We start from the raw sequence: 23,242 nt of genomic DNA on the forward strand, positions 1-23,242 counted from the left end.
GCGCGCCGGTCGCGGACTGCTCAGGCCCTGGTGCTGCAGCACGAATCGGCTTCGGGCGCGGGCGTGAATGCGGACGCAGTTTCGTAGCGGTCGTGGTGGCGCACCCAGTCCATCTTGTAAAACCCGTCATGCTCGTCCCGGCCCTTGGGCGTGAGGTCCAGCATGTTGTAGGTGCCCATCATTACCTCCACACCGCGCCCGTAGGTCGAGTAGGTGTGGAAAACCTGGCCTGCGTCATCCTTGTAGAACAGGCTGATGCCGGGCGCTTCCTCGGCCGGGAATTCGGTCATGCCGTAGTTGTAGTTGACGGTGCCGTTGACCCTTTCCTCGGGCTTGAAGCTCACGTGAAAGTCGTAGTTGAAGTCGCTGCTGTTCGAAGAAACCCACTTGAAGTTCCAGCCCATGCGGCGGCGAAAACGCTCGATCTCGGGCAGCGTGGCGCGCGAGACGGCCACAAAACTCACGTCGCGGTTCTCCAGGTGGATCTGCATGCCGGCGGTGTGGTCTGCCATGTAAGAGCAGCTCGGGCAGCCCTGCTCCCAGCCCGGGCCGAACATGAAGTGCTGCACCATCAGCTGGCGGCGCCCTTCGAACAGGTCGGCAAGCGAGCGTTTGCCTTCGGGCGTGTCGAAGATGTAGTTTTTCTCGATACGGACCCAGGGAAGCGCACGGCGCTCGCCGGCTATCCGGTCGCGCAGGCGTGTCAGTTCTTTCTCCTGGGCCAGCAGCGTCTTGCGCTCGGCCAGCCATTTGTCTCTGGACACAACGGAGTGCTTCATGGCGGATGTTTCGGTCATGGTGGTATTCATGGTGTTCTCCTGGGTTAAACGGGTGGGTGGATGGGTAGTCCGCGCTCAGGCGCTTGCCGGTTGTTCGCGGTGCATGGCGGCCTGCACGGCAGGCCGGGCAGCGATTCGCGCCTGGAACGCCAGCAGCCTGGGAAAGGCCGACAGGTCCAGCTTGACGAACTCCGCCCAGCGCGTGACCACAAACAAATAGGCATCGGTCACCGTGAAACGGTCGCCCAACAGGAACGGTGTGCGGCCCAGCGTGGCTTCCAGCAGGCGATAGTGTTTGTGCAGGTGGGCCATGCGCGCGCTGCGAACCTCATCGCTGCAGGCTGGGTTGAACAGCGGCATGTAGCCTTGGTGCAGTTCTGAATTGATGTACCCCAGCATCTCCTGCAGGCGATAGCGCGCCATGCTGCCACTGGCGGGTGCCAGCTGCGCGTCAGGCTTCAGGTCGGCAAGGTACTGCACAACGGCGGGGCCTTCCGTCAGTACGGTGCCGTCGTCCAGCTGGAGCACGGGCACCAGGCCTTTGGGGTTGATGGCGAGAAAGTCTTCGCCGTGCTCGGTGCGTTTGGCGACCACGTCGACCTTCACGAGTTCGATGGCGAGGCCTAACTCATTGGCCACGATGTGCGGCGACAAAGAACAGGCGGACGGGCTGTAGTAAAGCTTCATGGTTTTCTCCTTGGCTCGGTGAGCCGTTTGCTTGGGTTTGCGTTGCGTGGGTCAATGCGCTGCCCGACCCGTGCTGGTAACAGGTGCGCTCGTTATCGGTCCTTGTGACCGAATGGGGTTGTCAGCGCAGGGGAGGCCTGCGCTGTGTTCTATGCGGCTTTTTCTGCTTTAGGCCGCCGAACGGCTCGGACTTTTCCGCTCTTGCCGCCGCCCGCATAGAAGAGGTCTGCGCCGTCGGACTCCAGTCCGCTGACGCCGGTGCCTTTCGGCATTTCCAGCCGCTCGAGCACGGCGCCGCTTTTCGGGTCGATGCGGCGGATCTCGCTGTCATCGCCCTCCCAGGTGCCGTGCCAGAGTTCGCCGTCCACCCACGTCACACCAGTGACGAAACGGTTGGATTCAATCGTGCGCTGGATGGCGCCGGTCTTCGGGTCCACCTGGTGGATCTTGCGGTCGCGGTACTGGCCCACCCACAGGCTGCCTTCGGCCCAGGTCAGGCCCGAGTCGCTGCCACTGCCGGGCGCCGGGATGGTGGCCACCACTTTGCCCGTGGCCGGGTCGATCTTGTCGATACGCGTCTCGGCGATCTGGTAGAGGTGTTTGCCGTCGAAGGCGGTACCGGCGTCACCGGCGCATTCCAGCGTGCGCGTTTGCTCGCCACTGGCGGGGTCGAAAGCAACGATTTTTGCGCCGGTGGCGGCCCAGACGCGCTGGCCATCATGCGTGACACCGGCGACGTCGTTGACGCCGGGGAAGCTGTATTCGCGCACGATCTCGGCGGGGCGCGCCTTGGGCTCGGCTTTGCTTTTGATTGTCTTGCTGCTCATCGTTGCTCCTTAATGCACCGTCCGTCGGCGCCATGGAGTCAACTCTATCCAATCGGTAGCGAAGCGGGGAGTAACAAGATCGTCGTGAATCCGGCCAGCGGCGGCGCCAGCCAGCGCTGAGCCCGTGCCCGGCCCATGGAGCGCACCCGCCCACCGGCTTCCAGATCGGCCAGCGCCCGCTGCACGGTGCGCTGGCTTGCCCCCAAGGCCAGCGCCAGTGCCGAAGTGGACCAGGCCGCGCCGTCCGACAGCAGCGCCACCAGCGAGGCCTGCTCGCCGTCAATGGGCGGTGCCAGCACAGCCACGTCGCGCCCAGCCAGCGGCTTCAGGATGAAGCCCCGCTCAGTGGCTTCGATGCTTGCGAGTGTTTTGACCAGCGCTCGCAGGCGGCCAATTTCGACCCTCAGGCGCGCCCTGTGCGTCTCGTCGGGGCGCCTGGTGCGAAAGGCGGATTCGATCAGCGCTTCGCGGCTCACATCACCAGGCCATGCTTCGGCGAGTGAACGTGCCAGCGAGAACAACACCGGCCGCCGCGCCAGCGGCCGCCACTGGTCTCCGGCCCCCAGCCCACGGCGGCAGGCGTCGACCACCAATGCGTCCGAAGCCAGGAGTGCCGCAACCTCATCGAGGCGCAGCGCCTGTTCGCCGCCGGCGGTGAGGCGCCGGGCGGCGGGCCGGTCAAGCGCAGCGCGCGCTTCGGTGACTTCGGCCATGAGCGCCGGCACCTGCGCACGTTCGGCCGCTGCATGCGCACGCGCCAGCGCCATCCGCGCGTCGCCGACGCGCAGCGAGCGCAGCGCTAGTTCGGCAGCAGTCAGTTCAGCCACGGCCCGCAGCGAAGGCGGCAAGCCGCGCGCATCCAGCTTCGTCAGCGCCACAGAGGCCTCATCAAGCCGACCCAGCAGCAACAGCCGTCGTGCGGTGATGAGCCACGCCTGCAGCGTATTGGCTGTGTCGGCGTGCGCCTCCAGCGTGGCCGCTGCCGCTGCCAGTGCGCGTGGTGAGCCGCCAAAGTCGCGCATGGCCATCGCTACCTCGGCTTCTGCCACAACGCAGCGTGCGCGCGCCAATTCTTCATGCACGCCAAAGCCGCGTGCGGCGCGTTTCAGGAGCTCGCGGGCGCGCGGGTGCTCGCCAAGCTGGGCCATGGCGATGCCGCGCAAAGCCAGAGCCGGCGGGTCGTCGCGCAGGGCAACGCGCTTGAGGGCACCGAGCGCATCGCCGGCGGCCAGTGCGCGGGCGGAGGCGGCAATCAGTGAATCCATGCTGACATGGTTATGCCCGTGACAGCCGCCGCGCTGGTTGCGCCCCGGCGCGCGGCAGGCTGGCGCTGACCAGCGCCGCGGCCAGTGTGACGAGCCACGAGTAGTACACCCACACCAGAAAAGCCAGCAGCGGCGCAAAGGCGCCGTAGATCGTGCGGTAGGTGGGCACGTTGGCCAGGTAAATCGCAAAGCCGTACTTGCCCAGCTCAAAGGCAATACCCGCGAGCAGGCCGCCCGCAATCGCATGACTCCACCGCACGACGGTGTTCGGCACGAAGCGGAACAGGCAGGTGAAGCCGATGGCGCTCAGAATGGCGGGCCCCAGGTTAATGGCATGCGGCACCCAGGCAGGCCGCGCGCCCACCAGCCCGCTGGAAGCCGCCACCAGATAAGACGCAGCCCACAGGCTGGCGCCGATGAGCACCGGCCCCGTGAGCAGCATGCCTGCGTACAAAGCCAACCGGCGCAGCACGGGGCGGGGTTTCTTCACCTGCCATATGCGATTCAGCGTGTTTTCCATGCTCAGCAGCAGCGTCAGGGCCGACACCAGCAGCAGCGCAAAGCCCACCAGCGTGAGGCCACTGGCATTGCCCGCAAACTGCGCCAGGTGCTTCAGCACCGTCTTGGCGATACCCTCCGGCAACAGGCCGCGCAGCAGGTGCTCGCGAATCGCGTCACCGGTGGCATGCAGCGCTGGCGTGCGCGCGAACAGTGCGAAGCTCACCGCCAGCATCGGCACCATGGACATCACCATCGTGAAAGTGAGACCGCCCGCCGCCTGGGCGATGCGCTCTTCCCTGCCGCGCTGCAGGAGGCGAGTGATCAGGTTGCCCTGGTTTCGGCTGGTTGCCATGGAATTGGGAGGCTCGTGTCGCGCCGGTCAGGAAATGGCGGTACGTTCAACCCAACAGGCGGAACAGGCCATAAAGGGACAGCAGCCCTGATGTCACCAGAAGTCCGGTCTTGACCGAACGGGCACCGACCAATGCGCCGATGACGCTGCAAGCCAGGATGGCGCCGAAGATGTAGGTTGTTTTCATGGCCGCAATGGTAATTCCATTTCCAGATCATCCGTGCACTTTGTCGGCTTAGCTGGCCGTACGTTTGTACTGTCCGCGCTTCGCCTTCGTGTTCACGAGTGATCTGGAAATGGAACAAGGCCTTCGCCTGGCCATCCGTGACATTTGGGGCCGCTATGGGTTGAAACCAACTCCTGGCAAGTGATCGATTCAGGGCCTCTTTGCCGCCGCATCACCGGCATGAAACATTCCCGCCGGCCTGACGAAATTTCCGCCTCCCAGATGGTGAATCGTCTGCAGATCGAGGTTGTCGTCGCCGAAGCGCCAGTGCCCCTGCTGGAACACACGTTCATCGGCGGCGGCAGCGACCACCTCCGCAAAGCAGGTGTCGTACGCGTCTTCGGTATGCGGCTCGCGGATCAGCCGGCACTCCAGCCATGCCGCGCAGCCCTCCTCCAGCACGGGCATGCCGAGTACCGGCCCCGTGCGGGCCTTCAAGCCGTAGTGCGCAAACTTGTCGCCCGTGCGGCCGGACTCACTACCGACTGCATGCGTCAAGCCGGCCAGGGCCGTGCACGGAAGACATATGCCGAAGCCACCGCTGGCGGTGATGAGTTCACGCGTATAGGTTTTCTTGTCGATCACGATGGCAATGCGAGGCGGCGTGAACTCCACGGGCATCGACCAGGCGGCGGCCATCACGTTGCGCGCCGTGCCGTGCGCGCTCGTCACCAAAACCGTTGGGCCGTGATTGATCAGGCGGCTGGCGTGTGCGAGGGCGACTTCCTTGAAGTGTGTCATGTCATTTCTTCCTGGTGCATTTCATGCTGCCGATTATGTTGGGCCCGACGCGTTTCAGGGCGGGCTGCTCCCCTCGCCCCGTTCCTCGCTACTTCTTCGTGTAGTCTTCCAGCGGCTTGTCGCTCAGGTTGGCCCATGCCGCCCTGGTCAGCTCCGATGCGGGCATGCCTACCTGTGTGTTGTTCGGCGGTATCGGCTGGACAAACCATTTGTCATAGAGCTTTGCGACCTCGCCGCTTTTCGCCATTCTGGCAATGCTGGCGTCCACCGCCTGTTTAAAGGGGGCATCCCCTTTGGGCAGCATGATGGCAATCGGCTCGACGCTCAGGACTTCTTTCAGCACCACATAGTTTTTCGGCTGTTTTGACTGGGAAATCATGGTGGCCAGGATCTGGCCGTCCGCCACGAACGCTTCGGCCCGGTCATTTTCAAGAAGCAGGAAACCTTCGCTGTTGTCCTTGCCATAAACCTCCTTGAAGTCGACGCCCGCCGCGCGTTCGTGCTTGCGGATAAGCTGAACGGCTGTGGCGCCGGATGTGGCGGACACCGTCTTGTTGGCAAGCTGGGACAGGCTGGTGATTCCGGTCCTGGTTTTGGTGGCGACCCGGACTTCTTCAATGTAGAGCGTGGGCGCGAAGGCCACATCCTTTTGGCGTGCGGCGTTGTTCGTCGTTGTCCCGCACTCCAGGTCTACCGTGCCGTTCTGGACGAGCGGGATCCGGTTCTGCGCGGTGACGGACTGGTAACGCACGTCCAGCTTCGCCAGGCCCAGCTGTTTCTGGATATCCGCGATCACCCTTTTGCAGATGTCCACATGAAACCCTGTGTATTCGCCTGCGCCCAGCGTATAGGACATGGCGCCGGAGGCTTCACGGACGCCCATGGTGACGGCTGCCGTCTCCTTGATCTTCTTGAGCGTGTCGATTGGCTGCGCGGTGGCCGCAGCTCCCGCCAGGGTGAACGCTGCGGCAATGCCCGAACAGGCTACCAATTTCATCATCATGCTTCCTTCACTTGGCAAACAGGCTGTCGAGCGTGGCGAAGGCTTTGAACTCGATGGCGTTTCCGGACGGGTCGAGGAAGAACATGGTGGCCTGTTCACCGGGCTCACCCTTGAAACGGACGTAGGGTTCGATGACGAACTGCGTGCCCCCTGCTTTCAACCGGGCCGCCAGGACATCCCACTCGGGGAGGGACAGGATCGCGCCGAAATGGCGAACGGGAACGTTGTGGCCGTCAACGGCGCTGGTCTGGCGGTGGCCGCATTCGTCGGGCGCCAGGTGCGCCACGATCTGGTGGCCGTAGAAGTTGAAGTCGACCCATTCGCTGGAGCTGCGGCCTTCGGGGCAGCCCAGTAATTCACCGTAAAACCGGCGTGCGACGGCGAGATCGTGGACGGGGAATGCCAGATGAAATGGCGGAAGCGCTTTGGCGGGAGTGGTTGCGTTTGGCGTGGTCATCGAAAGCCTCTTTGAGTCGTGGAAGCCGCACTTTAGGTTGATTGATGCACTTTGAAAAACGATATATATTCAACCTGAGAATCAATAATCTCGATGAATTAATGGGAAACCCATGTGATTACCGAGCTGAAAACCTTGATCGCGGTGGTGCGTTACGGCGGCTTTTCCGCCGCCGGCGGCCAGATTGGACTGACCCAGTCCGCCGTGAGCAGCCAGATCCAGCGGCTGGAAGAGTCCCTCGGGCTGGCGCTCTTTGACCGTACACGGCGTTCCGCGGTGCTCAACGAAGCGGGCGCCAGGGTGCTCGCGCGTGCCGAAGAGATTGTTCTGCTTTTCTCAAAACTGGGCGATGCGGGCACCGATGACGAGCTTGCCAGCACCTTGCGGATCGGCGCCATTGCCTCTGTTCAGTCTTCGGTGCTTCCCCGAGCACTGGCGGCACTGAGGAAGGAAAACCCGAAACTGCTCGTCCACATTGCTCCCGGCGTGTCCATGAAGCTGATGGACCAGCTCGACAGTGCTGAGATCGACGCGGCGGTGATGATCCGGCCCCCGTTCGGCATCCTGCCGGAAATGACCTGGCAAACCTTGATGTACGAACCCTTCAAGTTGCTCGTGCGCAAGGAAATCAAAGGGCGGGACTGGCGCGCATTGCTCCAGTCGCAGCCTTTTTTGCGCTATGAGCGCACGTCTTTCGGTGGGCGTCTGGTGACCCGGTTCCTGCGCGAGAACAAACTGGCGGTGCAGGACTCCATCGAGCTTGACGAGATCACGGGCCTGATGAACCTTGTCGCCGAAGGCCTGGGAGTTGCGCTGGTACCGATGGTGGAGGCCTACCTGCCCATGCCACCGGGTGTGCGCGCAATCTCGCTGGGTGAAAAAACTTTTTACCGCGAGATCGGCATTCTGCGCAAAGGCATGAGTTCCCGACGGCGCGTCACGCAGGCCCTTGAAAGATGTCTTCGCGAGGCCCTGTCGCCGCCTGTTCCATAAAGTTTTTTGCCATCAAGATCGGCAGCGCTTGTGACACAGGGGATGCTCCGGAGGCTCATCCCCGTCGTGCCAGATGCCGTCCAGATGGTCACCGGCCGTGACCCCGGTTGGACTCCATCCAGCTGGCCAGTGCGGCTTCATAGGTAGCCGAGGCACTTGCAAGCCGAAATTCGGCACTGGCTGACCCGGCGCGCCCGGCAACAAAGCCTTGCCATCCGTCGCCGTCTTCTGCCTCATAGATGCATAGATCGAAGTCGCCCGGTGGAGGACTGTCGCCCAGCATGAGGATGGTCGCGTCGTGCACCTTGTGAACCTTCATAGAGGGGCATTAGGCCACGAAACACCCTGCACACGTGAACTGCAAACGTTGTGACCGCCCGGCAATGTGCCCGCAGGTAAATATTACCCAGCCCCAAAGATATTACCCAGCCCCAAAGAAAAAAGGCCTCAAAACCGAAGTTCTGAAGCCTTTTATGCTGTTCTCAACGTAACGCCGAGAGAGCGGGTTGGCAACGGCATCTCTGCCGTTGACGGGGTTTGCAGGGCTTAGTAGCCGCCGCGACCACCGCCGCCGCCGCCGTAGCCGCCACCGCCGGAACGGTCGCCGCCGCCACCGTAGCCGCCACCACCGCCGCCGCCGAAGCCGCCGCTACGTGGAGGACGTGCTTCCATTGGACGGGCTTCATTCACGGTGATGCTGCGGCCGCCGAGCGACTGGCCGTTCATGCCGGAAATTGCAGCTTGTGCTTCGGCATCGTTGCCCATTTCGACAAAGCCAAAACCTTTGGAGCGACCGGTGTCGCGTTCCATCATGACTTTGGCGCTGGAGACAGAGCCGTATTGGCCGAAAGATTGTTGCAGGTCTTCGTCACGGACGGTGTATGGCAGGTTGCCGACGTAAAGTTTATTGCCCATGGGGACTCCTCAAAAATACATAAAACAAAAGCGATGGGGTCCCGAAAGCACAACAAACCTAAAAAGTACCGCCGTAGCGCGCGAAACTGACCGATCACTAACCTGTGCGAATGCAATGGCAGCCGCACCTCCCGATTATGCGTGAGGAAACGCGGCGGCACCAGCATTCTTCTGCCTATAAGCGCAGCATTTGTCAAATCAGGTGCCCATTCCCTCGGTTAAACAGCGGAAATGACCGAAAAGACGCCATTACCGCGGATGCATGACCATGGACAGACCCGTGCAACCGGCCGAGCAGTCGGACGGCCCGGACTGCGTTGCGCCAAGGACGGGAAGCTCAACGGCCCGCCACACGCTCCCCTTTGTCATTGACAACCTGTTCACCGTCTTCCTTGCTGAACGCACCCCGCTGTGGCGTGGGCAGGATGTCCAGCACGGCTTCCGAAGGCCGGCACAGGCGCGTGGCTAACGGCGTAACGACGATGGGCCGGTTGATCAGGATGGGATGGGCCAGCATCGCGTCGATCAGGGCTTCGTCGACCAGCGTGGCATCGTCCAGGCCGAGATCCTTGTAAACGGCTTCCTTTTCCCGAACCACCTCTCGCAGCGGCACCGCCATTTGCGCAACCAGCTCCCGCAGCGCCTCCCGCGTTGGCGGGGTTTTCAGGTATTCGATGACCTCGGGTTCGATGCCGGCATTGCGGATCAGCGCCAGCACATTGCGCGACGTGCCGCATTGGGGGTTGTGGTAAATCGTGACGGCGGAAGGCATAAGTTTCACTCCTGAAAAGGGATTGGTTGCATCGATTCCATAATTCAATTATATTTGAATTATGAAAGCATTAATCCCAAACCTTGATTTTCCCCCGCTTGAGGAAGGTTCTGCCGTGAAGGCCCTGGCAGCGCTGGCGCAAGCCCAGCGCCTGCGCGCGTTCCGCGCCCTCGTCGTCGCCGGGCCTGACGGATTGACGCCGGGCGCGATGGCCGAACAACTGGGCGTCGCACCGAGTGCCCTGTCTTTCCATCTCAAAGAGCTCTCACACGCCGGCCTCGTCAACAGCGAGGCGCGCGGGCGCAACCTGATCTACCGCGCCAACTTCGGGCAAATGAATGCGCTGCTCGGCTACCTGACAGAGCACTGCTGCGAAGGCGGCACTTGCGAGGTAGCCACCCAGGCCGATTGCAGCAACTGCTGAACGCCACTACGCGATTACGCGCCACACCTCCATCACCCACAGAGCCAATCCAACACCACCACCCAAGGAGAGCCCCATGAAACGCTTCCATGTCCACGTCCACGTGAAAGATCTCGAGCAGAACATCGCCTTTTACTCGGCCATGTTTGACCAGCAGCCGGCCCGCACCGAAGCCGACTACGCCAAGTGGATGCTCAGCGACCCGCCGGTCAACTTTGCCATCTCTACCCGGGGGAGTGCGCCCGGCGTGGACCATCTGGGCATTCAGGTTGACAGGCCCGAAGAGCTGCAGGCCCTGAAAGCCAGCGCCACCCGCGCCGACATGACACTGCTGGATGAAGGCCCCACCACCTGCTGCTATGCCCGCAGCGATAAATACTGGCTGACCGACCCGCAGGGCATCGCCTGGGAGCAGTTCCACACGCTGGACAGCATTCCTGTTTTCAGCGAGTCGAAACCCACACCAAATAAGGCCACAGCCCAATCCTGCTGTGCGCAAGCAGCTACAAATACTGTAGCAACCGTACAGCTTTCCGAAGCCCCACGATCGGCCCAAGGCACCAAAGCCTGCTGCTAAACAACGGCCAAGAGAAGAAGCCCCCCATGACAACGCAACCCATCAACGTCCTTTTCCTGTGCACCCACAATTCAGCCCGCAGCATCTTGGCCGAAGCCGTGTTGAACCATATCGGCCAGGGCAGGTTCAAAGGCTACTCGGCAGGCAGCAGCCCGCGCGAAAACCAGCAGCCCAATCCGTTGGGGCTGCAGACCCTGCGCACCGCGGGCATTTCCATCGAAGGCCTGCGCAGCAAAAACTGGGACGAATTCGCCTTGCCAGACGCACCACACATGGATCTGGTCATTACGGTTTGCGACAACGCGGCGGGTGAGGCCTGCCCCTTCTGGCCAGGCCATCCCGCTACTGCACATTGGGGTTATGCGGATCCGTCCGAAGGTGACGGCACGGAGGCACAAAAACTGGAAGCATTCCGCCAGACCCTGCATGCCATTCGCCGCCGGCTGGATCTGCTGGTCAACCGTCCGCCAGCCCATATTGACAAGCTGATGCTGCAAACCAGCGCGCGTGATCTGGCCCGCTCATGAGCCAGGCGATAAACATCACTCCCGCAGAAGCCCCCAAGCCTTTAGCACAGCAACTCCTCGCGGAATTCGTCGGCACCGCTGCCCTGCTCTGCGCCGTCATCGGCTCGGGCATCATGGCCGAGCGCTTGAGCGGCGGCAACATGGGTGTGGCCCTGCTGGCCAACACACTGGCCACCGTGTGGGCGCTGTATGTGCTGATCGAGCTGCTCGGGCCGGTCAGTGGCGCGCACTTCAATCCGTTGGTCACCCTTGTTATGTGGTCAAAAGGCCCTGTAACCCATAAGGGACGAGCGCAAGCAGCTATTCTTTTCATAGCACTCCAGTTGCTGGGTGCTGTAGCCGGCGCCTGGCTGGCGCACGCCATGTTTGACATGAGCGTGCTGCAGTTCAGTACCAAACTGCGCAGCGGCTGGGGTCAGTGGCTGGCCGAAGCGGTGGCCACGGGCGGATTGATCCTTGTCGTGCTGCGCGCCCCTGCGGCCAAGGCGCCAGCGCTGGTCGCCTGCTACATCGGCGCAGCGTACTGGTTCACCGCCAGCACCTCGTTTGCCAACCCGGCCGCCGTGTTGGGACGCATGCTGTCAGACAGTTTTGCCGGCATCGCGCCCGCCAGTGCAGCGGGCTTTGTGGCTGCCCAGGCTGCCGGTGCGTTGGTGGGCGTGGCCCTGCATCATGCGCTGGGCCGGCAGCAGGCCGTGGGCCAAGGCTGAAACGCAGGCAGCGAATCAAGGCGCCGCGTCCGTCCTTGGTACCCTTGTGGCTGTGACACCGAAAAGCCGTTCTGCCACCGTCGTCCAGCTGGGCATCGCACAAACGCTGGCGTGGGCCTCCAGCTACTACCTGCCGGCAATTCTGGCGGTGCCCATGGCGCGCGACCTCGGCGTCGGCACGCCCACCGTGTTTGCCGCTTTTTCTGCCGCGCTGGTGGTCTCCGCATTGCTGGGCCCGGCTGCGGGCAAAGCCATTGACCAGCGCGGCGGAAGGCCGGTGCTGGCCGCGAACAGCCTGATTTTTGCCGCCGGGCTGGTGGTCCTTGCGATGGCGCAGGGGCCGATGGACCTGTTTGCCGGCTGGGTGATTCTGGGCGTGGCCATGGCCGCGGGCCTGTACGAAGCGGCCTTTGCCGCGCTGGTTCACCTGTACGGGAAAGACGCGCGCGGCGCCATCACCGGCATCACCCTGTTTGCTGGTTTTGCCAGCACGGTGGGCTGGCCCTTGTCGACCTGGCTGGAGCTTGAATGGGGCTGGCGCGCGGCCTGTCTGGCCTGGGCCGCGCTGCATTTGCTGGTGGGGCTGCCGCTGAACTGGCGGCTTCCGGCTTCGCCCGCGGCGGGCATTCCCACCCAGGCTCCTTCAGACGCAAGCCCGCCCGATGCCCTGGTGCCCGCTGCTCCGTCGTCACCATCCACCTCTTCTCTCACCTCTTCCGCCTCCAACACCGCCCGCACCGCAGTCCTACTGGCGCTGGTGTTTGCCGTCACCTGGTTCATCAGTACCGCCATGGCCGCACACCTGCCGCGGTTGTTGCAAGCCCACGGTGTGCCACTGGCCACAGCACTGATATTTGCCGGACTTGTGGGCCCCGCGCAGGTTGCGGGCCGGTTGCTCGAATATGGCCTGCTGCGCAACATTCACCCGCTGGTGTCAGCGCGGGTGGCCGGCTGCCTGCACACGCTGGGCGCAGTGGTGTTCCTGTTTTTTGGCATCCCGGCAGGGGCGGTGTTCACTGTGCTGCACGGCGCCGGCAATGGCGTGCTGACGATTGCCAAAGGCACGCTGCCGCTGGTGCTGTTTGGCGTGCGGGATTACGGCGCGCGCCAGGGATTGTTGATGGTGCCAGCCCGCTTTGCGCAGGCCACAGCGCCCTGGCTGTTTGGCCTGGCGATTGACCGTTTTGGCAGCGGCGCGCTGTGGTTTTCAGCAGCGCTGGGCTTGGTGGCTTTCGCGGCGTTGATGTTGCTGCGGGATCCGTCCCGCCCGGCCAGCCAAAGCGCCTGAAATCGTCAATCCAGCCACTTCTGGAGAAACTGCGCCTGGCCCATGGCCGGATCCAGCTGATAGCCGGCAAAACCGATGCGCTCATAAAGCTTGATGGCGCTGCGGTTGCCTTGCAGTACCTCCAGCGTCAGTTTGCAGGCGCCGCGTTCGCGTGAAATCTCGTCCACCAGCGCGAGCATCTGCTCGCCGATACGCTGGCCACGGTGGCCGGGCAGCACGGCCACGTCGTGGATGTTGACGAGCGGGCGGCAGGCGAAGGTGGAAAAACCTTCAATGCAGTTGATGAGGCCGACAGCCTTCTCGCCACTAAAGGCCAGCACGCTGAAGGCATGCGGGCGTTTGGCGAGTTCACTGACGAGATGTTTCTTTGCAAAATCGCTGAGCGGCTTGGCGCCGCCGGCCGGGTCTTGCGCATAGGCGTCGAGCAATTGCACAACAGCGGCGGCATGCACGGGATTGCCGTAGTCGGCGCGGCAAACCTGCAGCGGGCTTTCGGAAGGGTTGGTGGATTCGGTCACGCGATGCGCTTTCAGTGCAGACAATCGGATGATTCTAAAGACGGCGCGCAAAGCAGAGCGCAAACCGGGATTTAAAGCCAGTACAACTCTCTGGCGTTGCCACCCATGACAGCCGCCTGGCTCGCTACGTCGAGCGGCGCAAGCAATTGTTGCGTCTCGCCCCACCACTGCGCGTAGCTGCCGGCCAGTTCCAGCACGGGCCAGTCACTGCCCCACACCACACGCTGCTCACCAAAACTTTTGAGCACGCGCTTGCCCCAGCGCGTGACAGCGCCGGCAGCCGGCTTCGGCCCGGCCTCGGTCATCAGGCCCGACAGTTTGCAATAGGCCTGTGTCTCGCCGGCAATGCGCAGCATGTCGTCGGCCCAGGGCTGCCACTGGCCCGCAGCGATGTCAGGTTTGGCGGCATGGTCTATCACCATTCGCAAATCCGGGTGCCGGCGCGCCAGTGTCACGATATGCGGCAGGTGCACAGGCTTGACCAGCGCATCGAACACCAGGCCGCATTCCACCATCGCATGCAGGGCCGGCGCCAGCGCTGGCTGCAGTATCCATTGCGCATCGGCAATGTCCTGCAGCATCGGGCGCAGTCCCTTGAGCCGGGGGTGGCGGGCCAGCGCCGCTATGCGGGCAGGTGCGTCGGGCGCCAGCATGTCCACCCAGCCGACCACACCCAGCACACCGGGGCTCGCATCGGCCTGGGCCAGCAAAAAATGTGTTTCGGCTTCAGTGGCTGCGGCCTGCACCAGCACGCCGCCCCGCACACCCAATGGCGCAGACTGCGCCTGCCAGTCCTTCACGGCCACATCGCGGTAGATCGGCGCCAGCTCCGGTGTCAGCCAGCCGTAGTCATCACGCGCCAGCTGCCAGCAATGAAAGTGCGCGTCAATCACCGGAAACGATGTCATGGCGTCAGCACCTCGGCGGGCAGCAGGCCCTGCGTGCGCAGCGCTGTCCAGAACTCCGGCGGGATGGGGTGCGCCATCATGGCCACGGCGTCCGTCCATTCGCCGGCTTTGCGGGCACCCAGCATGAGGCTGTGCACGGCCGGGTGTGCCAGCGGAAACTGCAGCGCAGCGGCGCGCAGTGGAACACCGTGCGCTTCACAAACCCCTTCAATTTTCGCGGTCCGCTCCAGCCATTCGTGCGCGGCCGGCGCGTAGTTGAAAGTTGCAGCACCGCCGCGCGTCCCGGTAGCAAGAATGCCCGAGTTAAACGCACCACCCAGTGCGATGCGCACGCCGCGCGCCAGGCACTGCGGCAGCAAAACAGGCAGCGCACTGTGGTCCAGCAGGCTGTAGCGGCCTGCCAGCATCAGCACATCCAGATCGGCTTCGCGCAACACGTCCAGCACGACGCCGACATCATTGGTGCCGAGCCCGATGGCGCGCACAAGGCCTTCGCGCTTCAATTGCTGCAGCGCAGGCAGCGTTTCATCGATCAGCTGGCGCAGCACGGCCCCGGCGTTGGCGCCATGGGTTTGGACGTCCGGATCGTGAATGTAGACACTGTCGAGCCGCGACATGCCCAGCCGCTGGAGGCTGTCTTCCACGCTGCGGCGCGTGCCCGCGACGCTGAAGTCCCAATGCTGGTTAAAAGGCAGGATGTCGACATAGCCGTGCTGGGCGGTCGCGGCATGCCCGTCGGGTGTCAGGATGCGGCCGACCTTGCTGGACAGGGTGAAGCTGTCCCGTGGCCGGGAACGCAGTGCATCGCCCATCCGCCGCTCCGACAGCCCATGACCGTAATGCGGTGCCGTGTCAAAACTGCGGCAGCCGCCAGCCCAGGCGGCATCCACCAGCGCCTTCGCCTCTTCGTTGCTGACGGCCGAAAACAGGTTCCCCAGCGGCGCGCCGCCGAGCCCGAGCCGAAGGGATGTGGGACTGGAAGAGGTGGAAGTCATTTCAACATGCCGGTAAAACCGCAGTTCCGGGTAAACACCAATAAAAGTTCAGCAATGTTATAGCTAACATGTCAGTCATCCAACCCGGAGAAACCCGCAGCCTGAAAAGCCGGGCGGATCTGGGCTATTGCCTATCACTACCTCGTCCCCAACGCATGCTCAAGAATATTCCGCCACTGTTGACCCCTGACGCATTGCATGGACTTTGCAGCATGGGCCATGGAGATGACGTCGCCATCGTGGACGCCAACTTTCCTGCCGCTGCCGTGGCGGCCCGGGGCGGCGCCCGGCTGGTGCAGCTGGCGGGTGTCACGTCGCCGCAGGCATTGCAGGCCGTGCTGCAACTTCTGCCGCTGGACAGCTACGTGCGCGACGTTGCCTGGACGATGCAGGTGGTCGGTGATGCCGGCGCTGTGCCCGCCCCTGTCGCCGAATTTTCCGCGCTGCTGGCCCAGGCGGCCGAGCGGCCCGCCGCCACGCTGGAACGGTTTGAGTTTTATGCGCGCACCGAAGCGGCCTTCCTGATCCTGCAGACGGGCGAGCAGCGCAAGTACGGCAACATCCTGCTGCGCAAGGGCGTCATATCCAGCGACGCGAGCTGACCGTGAACGCGGCGCAAGCCCCCCACAGCCCGCCCATCAGCCTGCGTGCGCAGGCCTATGAGAGCTTTCAGCAGCAGATCGTCGATGCCAACATTCGCCCCGGGCAGTTTGTTTCGCAGCGCGAACTAATGCAGCTGCTGGGTATGCCGCTGGGTGCCGTGCGTGAGCTCATTCCCCGCCTGGAGGCCGAGGGCCTGCTCAAGACCGTGCCGCAGCGCGGCCTGCAGGTCGCTCACGTAGATCTGAAACTGATCAACAACGCCTTTCAGCTGCGCCGCCTGCTGGAGCGCGAGGCCGCCATCCGTTTTGTCACCACCGTGTCCGATGCCGACCTCGCAGCCATCGAGCAGGCGCACCTGAACATCGTCAAGCGTGCGCGGAAAAAGGCCATTGACGACAGCCTGCTCAAGGACGCCACCGCGGTGGATTGGGGCCTGCACGACCTGATGATCGACGCACTGGGCAACGAGCTGATCTCCGAGGTCTACCGCATCAACAGCCTGCGCGTGCGACTGATCAAGCTCGAAGGCTCGACCCTTTCACCCGACGTGCTGATTCCCGCCATGGAAGAGCACCTCTGGTTTATCGACGCCCTCAAGCGGCGCGACGCGCCTGCCGTGATCGAACGCCTGAGCCACCACATTGAAAGCGCGCACCGACGTGTGCTAGGACTGCCGCGGCCCGATATGCCGTGGTCTTTGGAGAACCCTGAATGACGATTTCCCCCGCAGCCCCCAACGCCGCATTCCGCGGCATCTGGCCTGCCCTGCTCACACCGCTCAATGCCGACCTCAGCATTGACCACGCCAAATTTGCCGCCCACTGCAAGCACCTGATTGCCAACGGCTGCCCTGGTGTCACGGCTTTTGGCACCACCGGCGAAGGGCCATCATTCTCTCTGGCCGAGCGCAAGGAAGCCATTGAGCAGCTCATCAAGAACGGCATTCCGGCCGCGCAGATCATGGTGTCAACCAGCTGCGCCGCCCTGCCCGAAACGCTGGAGCTGACGCGCCACGCCGTCAAGGCGGGGGTGCACGGCTGCCTGATGCTGCCGCCGTTTTTCCTCAAGGGCGTGTCTGACCAGGGCGTCATCGACAGCTACCGCTATGTGATCGACGGCATGGCCGGCACGCCTTTCAAGCTGTACCTGTATCACATCCCCCAGGTCACGGGCGTTCCGCTGTCGCACCATGTGATCAGCACGCTCAAGAAGCAGTACCCGGACACCATCGTCGGCATCAAGGACAGCGCCTGCACCACCGCGCACTCGGTCGGCCTGTCCGACGCGTTCATGAAAGACATCACGGTCTACGTCGGTTTTGAACCCGACCTGCCGGAGATGGGCCGCCGCGGCAGCACCGGCGCCATCAGCGGCCTGGCCAATTTCATGCCGCGACTGGTCAAGCGGCTGGTCACAGAACCCGACGCCCCCAGCACGCCCGCCGAACGCGAGCGCGTTGTCGAGCTCATCGGCATGCTGGGCCCCTATTCGCTGATGCCCGCACTCAAGGGGATCATGGCCATGCTGAGCGGCGACAAGACCTGGCTGCGCGTGCGCGCACCGCTGGTGGCTTTGACAACCGACGAATACACGGCGCTGGAAAAAACCATCAGCGCCTTCGGGATTAATACAAAATCCGAGTGACGCCACGCCGGGCTGGTCCCGGTACGGTTTCAATAATTTCACGCGACTTCACGACAAAGTAACGACAAAGGAGACAACATGACAGCTTCCCTCAAAGGTATTTTCCGCCGCAGCCTGCTGGGCACCGCTTCCGCCGTGCTGCTGATGGGCGCCCTGCTGCCCGCCGCACAGGCACAGAACAAGGTCGTGCTGCGCGTTTCCACGCCGGCCGTGCCCGATGACTGGCACGCCAAGATGTGGACCGTCTTCAAGGAGAACCTTGAAAAGAGCGCGCCCGGCGAGTTCGATGTGCAGATCAACCTGAACGCATCGCTCTTCAAGCAGGGCACAGAGCCCGCCGCCATGGCGCGCGGAAACCTTGAGCTGTCGTCGATTTCCGCTTTTGACATCGCCAAACTGGTTCCCGAGTTCTCGATCTTCACGGCCGGCTACATCGTGCGCGACCCGGACCACCAGCAAAAGGTGTTCAACGGCCCCATCGGCACCGAGATGTTCAAGATGGTTTCCGAGAAAATGGAAGTGACGCCGCTGTCCACCGTGTACCTCGGCACACGTCAGGTCAACCTGCGTGAGGCCCGCAACGTCAAGGTTCCCGCCGACCTCAAGGGTGTGAAGCTGCGCATGCCAGGCTCCAAGGAATGGCTGTTCCTGGGTGAGGCACTGGGCGCCACGCCGACGCCGCTGGCCTTTGGCGAGGTCTACCTGGGCCTGAAGACCGGCACCATCGACGGCCAGGACAACCCCCTGCCCTCCGTGCGCGCTGCGAAGTTCTATGAAGTGACCAAGCAGATCGTACTGACCAGCCACCTGGTGGACGGGATCTTCATCGCGATTTCGAACAAGGCTTACAACGCGATGAGTCCGGCGCAAAAGACCAAGGTCAAAGCCGCCGCACAGGCCGCTTCCGCCTACAACAATGAAAACCGCATCAAGGAAGAAGGCCAGCTCGTCGAGTTCTTCAAGAAAGAAGGCCTCACTGTCACCACGCCGGATGTGGACGCTTTCCGCAAAACAGTGCAGACGACTTACCTCAACTCCGAGTACGCCAAGGTCTGGCCCAAAGGCCTGCTTGAGCGCATCAACGCCACCAAGTAAGTCGAGCGGACCACCCTGAAACAACCATGAAAAGCTGGCTCCAAAAAACCGCCAACCTGATTGGCGGCGGACTCTTCCTGACCCTGTTCATCGTGTTCGTGATCCAGATCACGGCGCGTTTTGCCTTCAACAAACCGCTGGCCTGGACGGACGAGGCAGCCGTGATCCTCTATGTCTGGGTCATTCTGTGGGCCGCCGCCGTGGTGGTGCCCGAGCGCGAGCATGTGGTGTTCGACCTGGTCTGGAATAACATGCCCTACCGCGGCCGGCAAGCCATGGCGATTACCGGCAACCTGCTGGTGGGCGGCCTGGCGGCTTGGGGCATTCCGGGCTGCTGGGACTATGTGCACTTCATGGCCCGCGAAGGAACGCCCGTGCTGGGCGTGTCTTTCCAATGGGTTTTCATGCCTTTTGTGCTGCTGCTCGCCGCTCTGGCGGTGCGCTCGGCCTGGGCGATCTGGAACGCGATCCGTGGCAAGGGTCTTGAAGCGGAGCTGCGGATATGACAAGCGCTATCTGGGTATTGGTTGGGGTGCTGGCGGGCGGCATGCTGCTGCGCATGCCCATCGGTTTTTCGATGATCGCGGCGGGCATCGGCTACCTTGCAGTCAAGGGACAGGACATCGGCCTGGTGGCCGAGCAGATCGGCAACGGCCTTTACAACAGCTACGTGCTGCTGGCAGTGCCGCTTTTTGTGTTCGCCGCCAACATCATGAATGCCGGCACAGTCAGTGAACGGATCTTTGACTTTTGCCGCATCCTGGTGGGCCGCTTTCGCGGCGGCCTGGCGCAGGTGGACATTCTGGTCAGCGTGATTTTCTCGGGCATGAGCGGCAGCGCCATCGCCGACGCGGCCGGTCCCGGCCTGGTCACGATTCGCCAGATGCTGAAAAAACCGGAATACACGCGCGGCTTTGCTGGCGCGGTGGTGGTGGCCAGCGCCACGCTGGGCCCCATCATCCCGCCGTCTATCCCCATGGTGATTTACGCACTGGTGTCGGGCGCTTCGGTCGGTGCCCTCTTTCTGGGTGGCGTGGTGCCGGGCTTCCTGATGGCCGGGCTGATGATGGGCGTGGTCGCTGTCATCGCCAAAAAGCGCAACATGCCGCGCGACGAACCTGTGCCACGCTCGGAATGGGCCGGCCTGATCTTTCGTGGTGCGCTGCCGTTGTCGATGCCCATCGTGCTGCTGGGCGGCATTTACTCCGGCATCTTCACGCCGACCGAAGCCGCCGCCGTGGCCGCGCTGCATGCATTGATCCTGGCGGCGCTGGTGTTCCGCGCATTGACGTGGCGCAGCTTCTGGGTCGTGGTGATGGAATCCACACGCGCCAGCGCGGTGATCACCATGATCCTGGCCGGCTCCTTCATGCTCAACTACGCCTTCACCGCCGAAGGCGTGCCGCAGGCCATGGCCGCGTGGGTCGACAGCATGCATTTTTCGCAGATCGGCTTTTTGCTGATGGTGAACGTCATGTTCCTGGTGCTGGGCTGCTTCCTCGATGTGTCAGTGCTGCTGCTGGTGTTTGTGCCCATGCTGCTGCCGGCGGCCAAGCTGCTGGGCGTGGACCTGGTGCACTTCGGCGTGCTGGTCGTGCTCAACATGATGATCGGCCTGATCCACCCGCCTTTCGGCATGCTGCTATTCGTGACCAAGGCCCTTACCGGCATCCCTATCGGCGAAATGATGAAGGAAGGCTGGCCTTTCCTCGTCATGCTGCTGCTGCTGTTGCTGGCCATGACTTGCTTTCCGCAGATCGTCCTCTGGCTGCCGCAAACCATGGGTTATGGAGCGAAATAATGACTCCCCCCCGAAGCGCCTGCGGCGCCTCCCCCTCGAGGGGGCGACACCTGCGGCCCGGCAAAGCCGGTTCCGCGGCGTCTGCTTGGTGGCACCCGCCCATGCCCCAGATCGGCGCTTCACTCCAGAGACTACGGTATGAATGACGTTGTGAATACCGATGTCGTTTGCGTTGCCAGCTGGAACGCCGACCTGATCTCCCGCGTCGAGCGGCCCATCGCGCGCGGGGAAACGCTGATGGCCAGCGATTTCAGCATCAGCCCGGGCGGCAAGGGCAGCAATGCGGCAGTGGCCGCTGCCCGACAAGGTGCGCGCGTGGCACTGATCGCACGTATCGGGGACGACGACTTCGGGCGCATGGGGATGAAGCTTTGGCAGGACGAAGGCATAGCCACCACACACGTCGAGCAAGTAGCCGGTGAGCGCAGCGGCGTTGCGCAAATCCTCGTCTACGAGGACGGCGACAACAGCATTGCGGTGTATCCCGGTGCCGGCAAAGGCCTGGCCGCGCGGCATGCGCAGGCCGCGCAGCAGGTGTTGGGCGCTTGCCGCGTCGTGATGGCTTCGTGCGAGGTGCCTGCAGACGCCACGCTGGAAGCCTTTCGCCTGGCCCGCGGGGCAGGCGCCATCACCATACTGAACCCCGCACCTGCGCGACCGCTGCCTGACGAACTTCTGGCGCTGGTCGATGTGCTCACGCCCAATGAAAACGAACTCTACCTGCTGGCCGGTGCAGCGCATGCCGGTTCGGTGGACGACGCTGCCCTGCAGTTGCTCAACCGTGGTACACGCGCCGTGCTCGTCACGCTGGGCGCTTCCGGCTGCCGGCTCTACCAGGCCGGCAAGCCGCCCGTTTCGCTGCCGGGCCGCCGCATGGCCGTGTGCGACACCATAGGCGCGGGCGACACCTTCACCGGCGCGCTGGCCGCTGCGCTGGCACGCGGAGAAATGCTGCCTGCTGCCATGCAGTGGGCCAATGCGGCTGCCGCACTGTCGGTCACGCGGCACGGTGCCATCGATGGCATGCCGTCGTTCGCCGAAGCGGCGGCGCTGCTGGGCTAAATACCGGAATCTGACCGGTATCTGGAAAGAATGGCTGCAGCCCAATAGCAACGGGCGCAAGCAGCTATTAAAACGATAGCAATCGGCAAACTCAAGCCCCGCACCTGTTATTGCCCGAAGTCGTGTAGGCCAATCGCCGCTTTACCGGATATTTACGCGCCTCTTTCAGGCGCTTTATCTGCGCCGCCGAGGCTTGCAGTGATAATTATTGAGCGCCGTCAGGTGGACCCGAGGGCTTTGGCTGCCGGCGCATGAATCACCATCAAACACAAAAAAATGCTGTGCCGGCCCGTCTGGCGCAGCGGGCACCAAGGACAGCTGATGGACCCGAAAGCCGAGACGCCGGAAAGCGGCGCCCCTACCCCATCCCGTAGAAGACTAAGCCGCCGCGCGTCCATCATCGGCAGCGTGATCGCCGTGCTGGCACTGGCCGGCACCGGCTGGCTGGCCTGGCACCTGACCCACCCTTCCACAGACACCCAGACGGGCGGCGGCCCGGGCGGTCCTGGCGGAGCCTTCAGGCGCGGTGCACCAGCCACCACGGTAGGCGTCGCCACGGCCGAGAAGGCCAGCATCCCGATCGTCCTGGAAGCCTTGGGCACCGTCACTCCCCAGGCCACGGTCAGGGTGCGGCCACAGGTTTCCGGCGTGATGGAAAAGGTTTTGTTCAAGGAAGGCCAGATGGTCAAGGCCGGTGAACTTCTGGCCACCATCGACCCGCGCCAGTTTGAAATGGCGCTGATGCAGGCCGTGGGCCAGCGCCAGCGCGACGAGGCGCAACTTGACAGCGCCCGCGTCACCCTGCAGCGCTTCAAGACCCTGCTCGAGCAGGACTCGATTGCACGGCAGGAAGTCGACACGCAGGCTGCACTGGTCAAGCAGCTGGAAGGCACAGTCGTCATCGACAAGGCCAATGAAGGCACAGCGCGGCTCAACCTGGGCTACACCCGCGTGGTGGCGCCCGTCAGCGGGCGCGTGGGCCTGCGCACTGTGGACATCGGCAATGTGGTGAGCAATAGCGACGCCAACGGCATTGCGCTGATTACCCAGGTCAGCCCGATTGACGTGGTCTTCTCCGTCCCGCAGGACCGGGCGGGCGAGCTGCAGCAAAACGCCGCTGGAAGCACTGCCATGAAAGTCGTTGCGCTGGACCGCACGCGCACCGCCACCCTCGATACCGGCGTTTTTGCCTCGCTCGACAACCAGGTGGACACCACCACCGGCACCGTCCGGGCCAAGGCGCGCTTTGCCAACAGCAAGCTCACGCTGTTCCCCAGCCAGTTCGTGAACGTGCAGCTGCAGGTCAAAACACTGGAAGACGCGGTGGTGGTGCCCGTCACCGCCGTACGCCTGGGCAGCACCGGGGACTACGTTTATGTGCTGAACGCCGCCGACCGTACGGTGTCCCTGCGGCCAGTGCAGCGCGGCCAGGCCACAGCCGAAAAAATCGTGATCACCTCCGGGCTGAAGGCCGGCGAGCGCGTGATCACCGAAGGCGCCGACCGCCTGAAGGACGGCGCCAGCGTGGTGCTGCCGGGCGACGCGCCCGGCGCCGGCATGGGCGGCAAGCGC

General features: G+C 63.4%; 29 protein-coding genes. 14 read left to right on the forward strand and 15 right to left on the reverse strand.

Features of this window, described 5'->3' with window-relative positions:
* Positions 1 to 20 precede the first annotated feature (20 nt).
* The 9 genes from AC1DZE_RS11990 to AC1DZE_RS12030 all read right to left on the reverse strand — a co-directional run bounded on the left by AC1DZE_RS11990 (position 21) and on the right by AC1DZE_RS12030 (position 6,838).
* A complete protein-coding gene (locus AC1DZE_RS11990; RefSeq protein ID WP_477673352.1) occupies positions 21 to 809 on the reverse strand; it encodes a DUF899 domain-containing protein in 789 nt (262 codons plus the stop codon).
* 45 nt (positions 810 to 854) lie between these two features.
* Positions 855 to 1,466, reverse strand: a complete 612-nt coding sequence (gene gstA / locus AC1DZE_RS11995; RefSeq protein WP_477673351.1) for a glutathione transferase GstA — start codon at positions 1,464 to 1,466, stop codon at positions 855 to 857.
* 149 nt (positions 1,467 to 1,615) lie between these two features.
* Positions 1,616 to 2,293 carry a Vgb family protein gene (locus AC1DZE_RS12000; protein WP_477673350.1) on the reverse strand — a complete coding sequence of 226 codons (678 nt, stop codon included), beginning with the start codon at positions 2,291 to 2,293 and terminating at the stop codon, positions 1,616 to 1,618.
* Positions 2,294 to 2,337: 44 nt separating this feature from the next.
* Positions 2,338 to 3,558 (reverse strand): helix-turn-helix domain-containing protein, encoded by a 1,221-nt coding sequence (locus tag AC1DZE_RS12005; protein ID WP_477700089.1) that lies wholly within the window; start codon positions 3,556 to 3,558, stop codon positions 2,338 to 2,340.
* A gap of 10 nt (positions 3,559 to 3,568) precedes the next feature.
* Positions 3,569 to 4,411 carry a YhjD/YihY/BrkB family envelope integrity protein gene (locus AC1DZE_RS12010; RefSeq protein ID WP_477673506.1) on the reverse strand — a complete coding sequence of 281 codons (843 nt, stop codon included), beginning with the start codon at positions 4,409 to 4,411 and terminating at the stop codon, positions 3,569 to 3,571.
* A gap of 46 nt (positions 4,412 to 4,457) precedes the next feature.
* Positions 4,458 to 4,598 carry a hypothetical protein gene (locus tag AC1DZE_RS12015; RefSeq protein ID WP_477648828.1) on the reverse strand — a complete coding sequence of 47 codons (141 nt, stop codon included), beginning with the start codon at positions 4,596 to 4,598 and terminating at the stop codon, positions 4,458 to 4,460.
* 189 nt (positions 4,599 to 4,787) lie between these two features.
* Complete coding sequence (locus tag AC1DZE_RS12020) at positions 4,788 to 5,378, reverse strand: flavin reductase family protein (protein WP_477673505.1); 591 nt, start codon at positions 5,376 to 5,378, stop codon at positions 4,788 to 4,790.
* A gap of 88 nt (positions 5,379 to 5,466) precedes the next feature.
* Positions 5,467 to 6,381, reverse strand: a complete 915-nt coding sequence (locus AC1DZE_RS12025) for an amino acid ABC transporter substrate-binding protein (protein WP_477670913.1) — start codon at positions 6,379 to 6,381, stop codon at positions 5,467 to 5,469.
* Positions 6,382 to 6,388: 7 nt separating this feature from the next.
* A complete protein-coding gene (locus AC1DZE_RS12030; RefSeq protein ID WP_477673504.1) occupies positions 6,389 to 6,838 on the reverse strand; it encodes a VOC family protein in 450 nt (149 codons plus the stop codon).
* 114 nt (positions 6,839 to 6,952) lie between these two features.
* Here AC1DZE_RS12030 and AC1DZE_RS12035 point away from each other — a divergent pair, with 114 nt between their 5' ends.
* Positions 6,953 to 7,831, forward strand: coding sequence for a LysR family transcriptional regulator (locus tag AC1DZE_RS12035; protein ID WP_477673503.1), 879 nt, complete (start codon positions 6,953 to 6,955; stop codon positions 7,829 to 7,831).
* An 88-nt stretch (positions 7,832 to 7,919) separates the two neighbouring features.
* Here the strand turns inward: AC1DZE_RS12035 and AC1DZE_RS12040 are convergent, their stop codons facing one another.
* The 3 genes from AC1DZE_RS12040 to arsC form a co-directional block, all read right to left on the reverse strand.
* On the reverse strand, positions 7,920 to 8,150 hold the full coding sequence (locus AC1DZE_RS12040) for a hypothetical protein (protein WP_457278690.1): 231 nt from the start codon (positions 8,148 to 8,150) through the stop codon (positions 7,920 to 7,922).
* A gap of 227 nt (positions 8,151 to 8,377) precedes the next feature.
* Positions 8,378 to 8,746: an RNA recognition motif domain-containing protein gene (locus tag AC1DZE_RS12045; protein WP_477674632.1), complete on the reverse strand. Its 369-nt coding sequence runs from the start codon at positions 8,744 to 8,746 to the stop codon at positions 8,378 to 8,380.
* Positions 8,747 to 9,083: 337 nt separating this feature from the next.
* Positions 9,084 to 9,518: an arsenate reductase (glutaredoxin) gene (gene arsC / locus AC1DZE_RS12050; RefSeq protein WP_477674631.1), complete on the reverse strand. Its 435-nt coding sequence runs from the start codon at positions 9,516 to 9,518 to the stop codon at positions 9,084 to 9,086.
* Between the two features lie 61 nt (positions 9,519 to 9,579).
* Here arsC and AC1DZE_RS12055 point away from each other — a divergent pair, with 61 nt between their 5' ends.
* The 5 genes from AC1DZE_RS12055 to AC1DZE_RS12075 all read left to right on the forward strand — a co-directional run bounded on the left by AC1DZE_RS12055 (position 9,580) and on the right by AC1DZE_RS12075 (position 13,044).
* Entirely contained in the window at positions 9,580 to 9,942 is a 363-nt protein-coding gene (locus tag AC1DZE_RS12055; protein ID WP_477700090.1) for an ArsR/SmtB family transcription factor, read from the forward strand.
* A gap of 76 nt (positions 9,943 to 10,018) precedes the next feature.
* The gene (locus tag AC1DZE_RS12060) at positions 10,019 to 10,519 is read left to right on the forward strand and encodes an ArsI/CadI family heavy metal resistance metalloenzyme (protein ID WP_477700091.1); all 501 of its coding nucleotides are present in this window, start codon (positions 10,019 to 10,021) and stop codon (positions 10,517 to 10,519) included.
* A 26-nt stretch (positions 10,520 to 10,545) separates the two neighbouring features.
* Positions 10,546 to 11,046, forward strand: a complete 501-nt coding sequence (locus AC1DZE_RS12065; protein WP_477672218.1) for an arsenate reductase ArsC — start codon at positions 10,546 to 10,548, stop codon at positions 11,044 to 11,046.
* Positions 11,043 to 11,756, forward strand: a complete 714-nt coding sequence (locus tag AC1DZE_RS12070) for an aquaporin (protein WP_477672217.1) — start codon at positions 11,043 to 11,045, stop codon at positions 11,754 to 11,756. The genes AC1DZE_RS12065 and AC1DZE_RS12070 overlap by 4 nt, the downstream gene beginning before the upstream one ends.
* A gap of 52 nt (positions 11,757 to 11,808) precedes the next feature.
* Complete coding sequence (locus AC1DZE_RS12075; RefSeq protein WP_477672222.1) at positions 11,809 to 13,044, forward strand: MFS transporter; 1,236 nt, start codon at positions 11,809 to 11,811, stop codon at positions 13,042 to 13,044.
* Between the two features lie 5 nt (positions 13,045 to 13,049).
* On the opposite strand, the gene AC1DZE_RS12080 is transcribed toward AC1DZE_RS12075, so the two are convergent.
* The 3 genes from AC1DZE_RS12080 to AC1DZE_RS12090 are packed head-to-tail and all read right to left on the reverse strand — an operon-like array spanning position 13,050 to position 15,465.
* Positions 13,050 to 13,577 (reverse strand): GNAT family N-acetyltransferase, encoded by a 528-nt coding sequence (locus AC1DZE_RS12080; protein WP_477672221.1) that lies wholly within the window; start codon positions 13,575 to 13,577, stop codon positions 13,050 to 13,052.
* Between the two features lie 56 nt (positions 13,578 to 13,633).
* On the reverse strand, positions 13,634 to 14,470 hold the full coding sequence (locus AC1DZE_RS12085) for an amidohydrolase family protein (RefSeq protein WP_477700092.1): 837 nt from the start codon (positions 14,468 to 14,470) through the stop codon (positions 13,634 to 13,636).
* Positions 14,467 to 15,465: an aldo/keto reductase gene (locus tag AC1DZE_RS12090; protein WP_477672215.1), complete on the reverse strand. Its 999-nt coding sequence runs from the start codon at positions 15,463 to 15,465 to the stop codon at positions 14,467 to 14,469. Before AC1DZE_RS12090 ends, AC1DZE_RS12085 begins: the two co-directional genes overlap by 4 nt.
* A gap of 68 nt (positions 15,466 to 15,533) precedes the next feature.
* On the opposite strand from AC1DZE_RS12090, the gene AC1DZE_RS12095 reads away from it, so the two are divergent.
* From AC1DZE_RS12095 to AC1DZE_RS12130, 8 genes are all read left to right on the forward strand, one after another.
* Entirely contained in the window at positions 15,534 to 16,067 is a 534-nt protein-coding gene (locus tag AC1DZE_RS12095; protein WP_477672214.1) for an RbsD/FucU family protein, read from the forward strand.
* 2 nt (positions 16,068 to 16,069) lie between these two features.
* Positions 16,070 to 16,783: a GntR family transcriptional regulator gene (locus tag AC1DZE_RS12100; protein ID WP_477670925.1), complete on the forward strand. Its 714-nt coding sequence runs from the start codon at positions 16,070 to 16,072 to the stop codon at positions 16,781 to 16,783.
* Entirely contained in the window at positions 16,780 to 17,712 is a 933-nt protein-coding gene (locus AC1DZE_RS12105; RefSeq protein ID WP_477670926.1) for a dihydrodipicolinate synthase family protein, read from the forward strand. The genes AC1DZE_RS12100 and AC1DZE_RS12105 overlap by 4 nt, the downstream gene beginning before the upstream one ends.
* 78 nt (positions 17,713 to 17,790) lie before the next feature.
* Entirely contained in the window at positions 17,791 to 18,807 is a 1,017-nt protein-coding gene (locus AC1DZE_RS12110) for a sialic acid TRAP transporter substrate-binding protein SiaP (protein WP_477670927.1), read from the forward strand.
* Positions 18,808 to 18,833: 26 nt separating this feature from the next.
* Entirely contained in the window at positions 18,834 to 19,313 is a 480-nt protein-coding gene (locus AC1DZE_RS12115; RefSeq protein WP_477670928.1) for a TRAP transporter small permease, read from the forward strand.
* Positions 19,310 to 20,608: a TRAP transporter large permease gene (locus AC1DZE_RS12120; protein ID WP_477670929.1), complete on the forward strand. Its 1,299-nt coding sequence runs from the start codon at positions 19,310 to 19,312 to the stop codon at positions 20,606 to 20,608. Before AC1DZE_RS12115 ends, AC1DZE_RS12120 begins: the two co-directional genes overlap by 4 nt.
* A 138-nt stretch (positions 20,609 to 20,746) precedes the next feature.
* Positions 20,747 to 21,670: a ribokinase gene (locus AC1DZE_RS12125; RefSeq protein WP_477672213.1), complete on the forward strand. Its 924-nt coding sequence runs from the start codon at positions 20,747 to 20,749 to the stop codon at positions 21,668 to 21,670.
* Between the two features lie 321 nt (positions 21,671 to 21,991).
* On the forward strand, positions 21,992 to 23,242 hold a 1,251-nt coding region (locus AC1DZE_RS12130), incomplete at its 3' end, for an efflux RND transporter periplasmic adaptor subunit (RefSeq protein WP_477700093.1).

Source organism: Polaromonas sp. P1_F1, assembly GCF_056405795.1.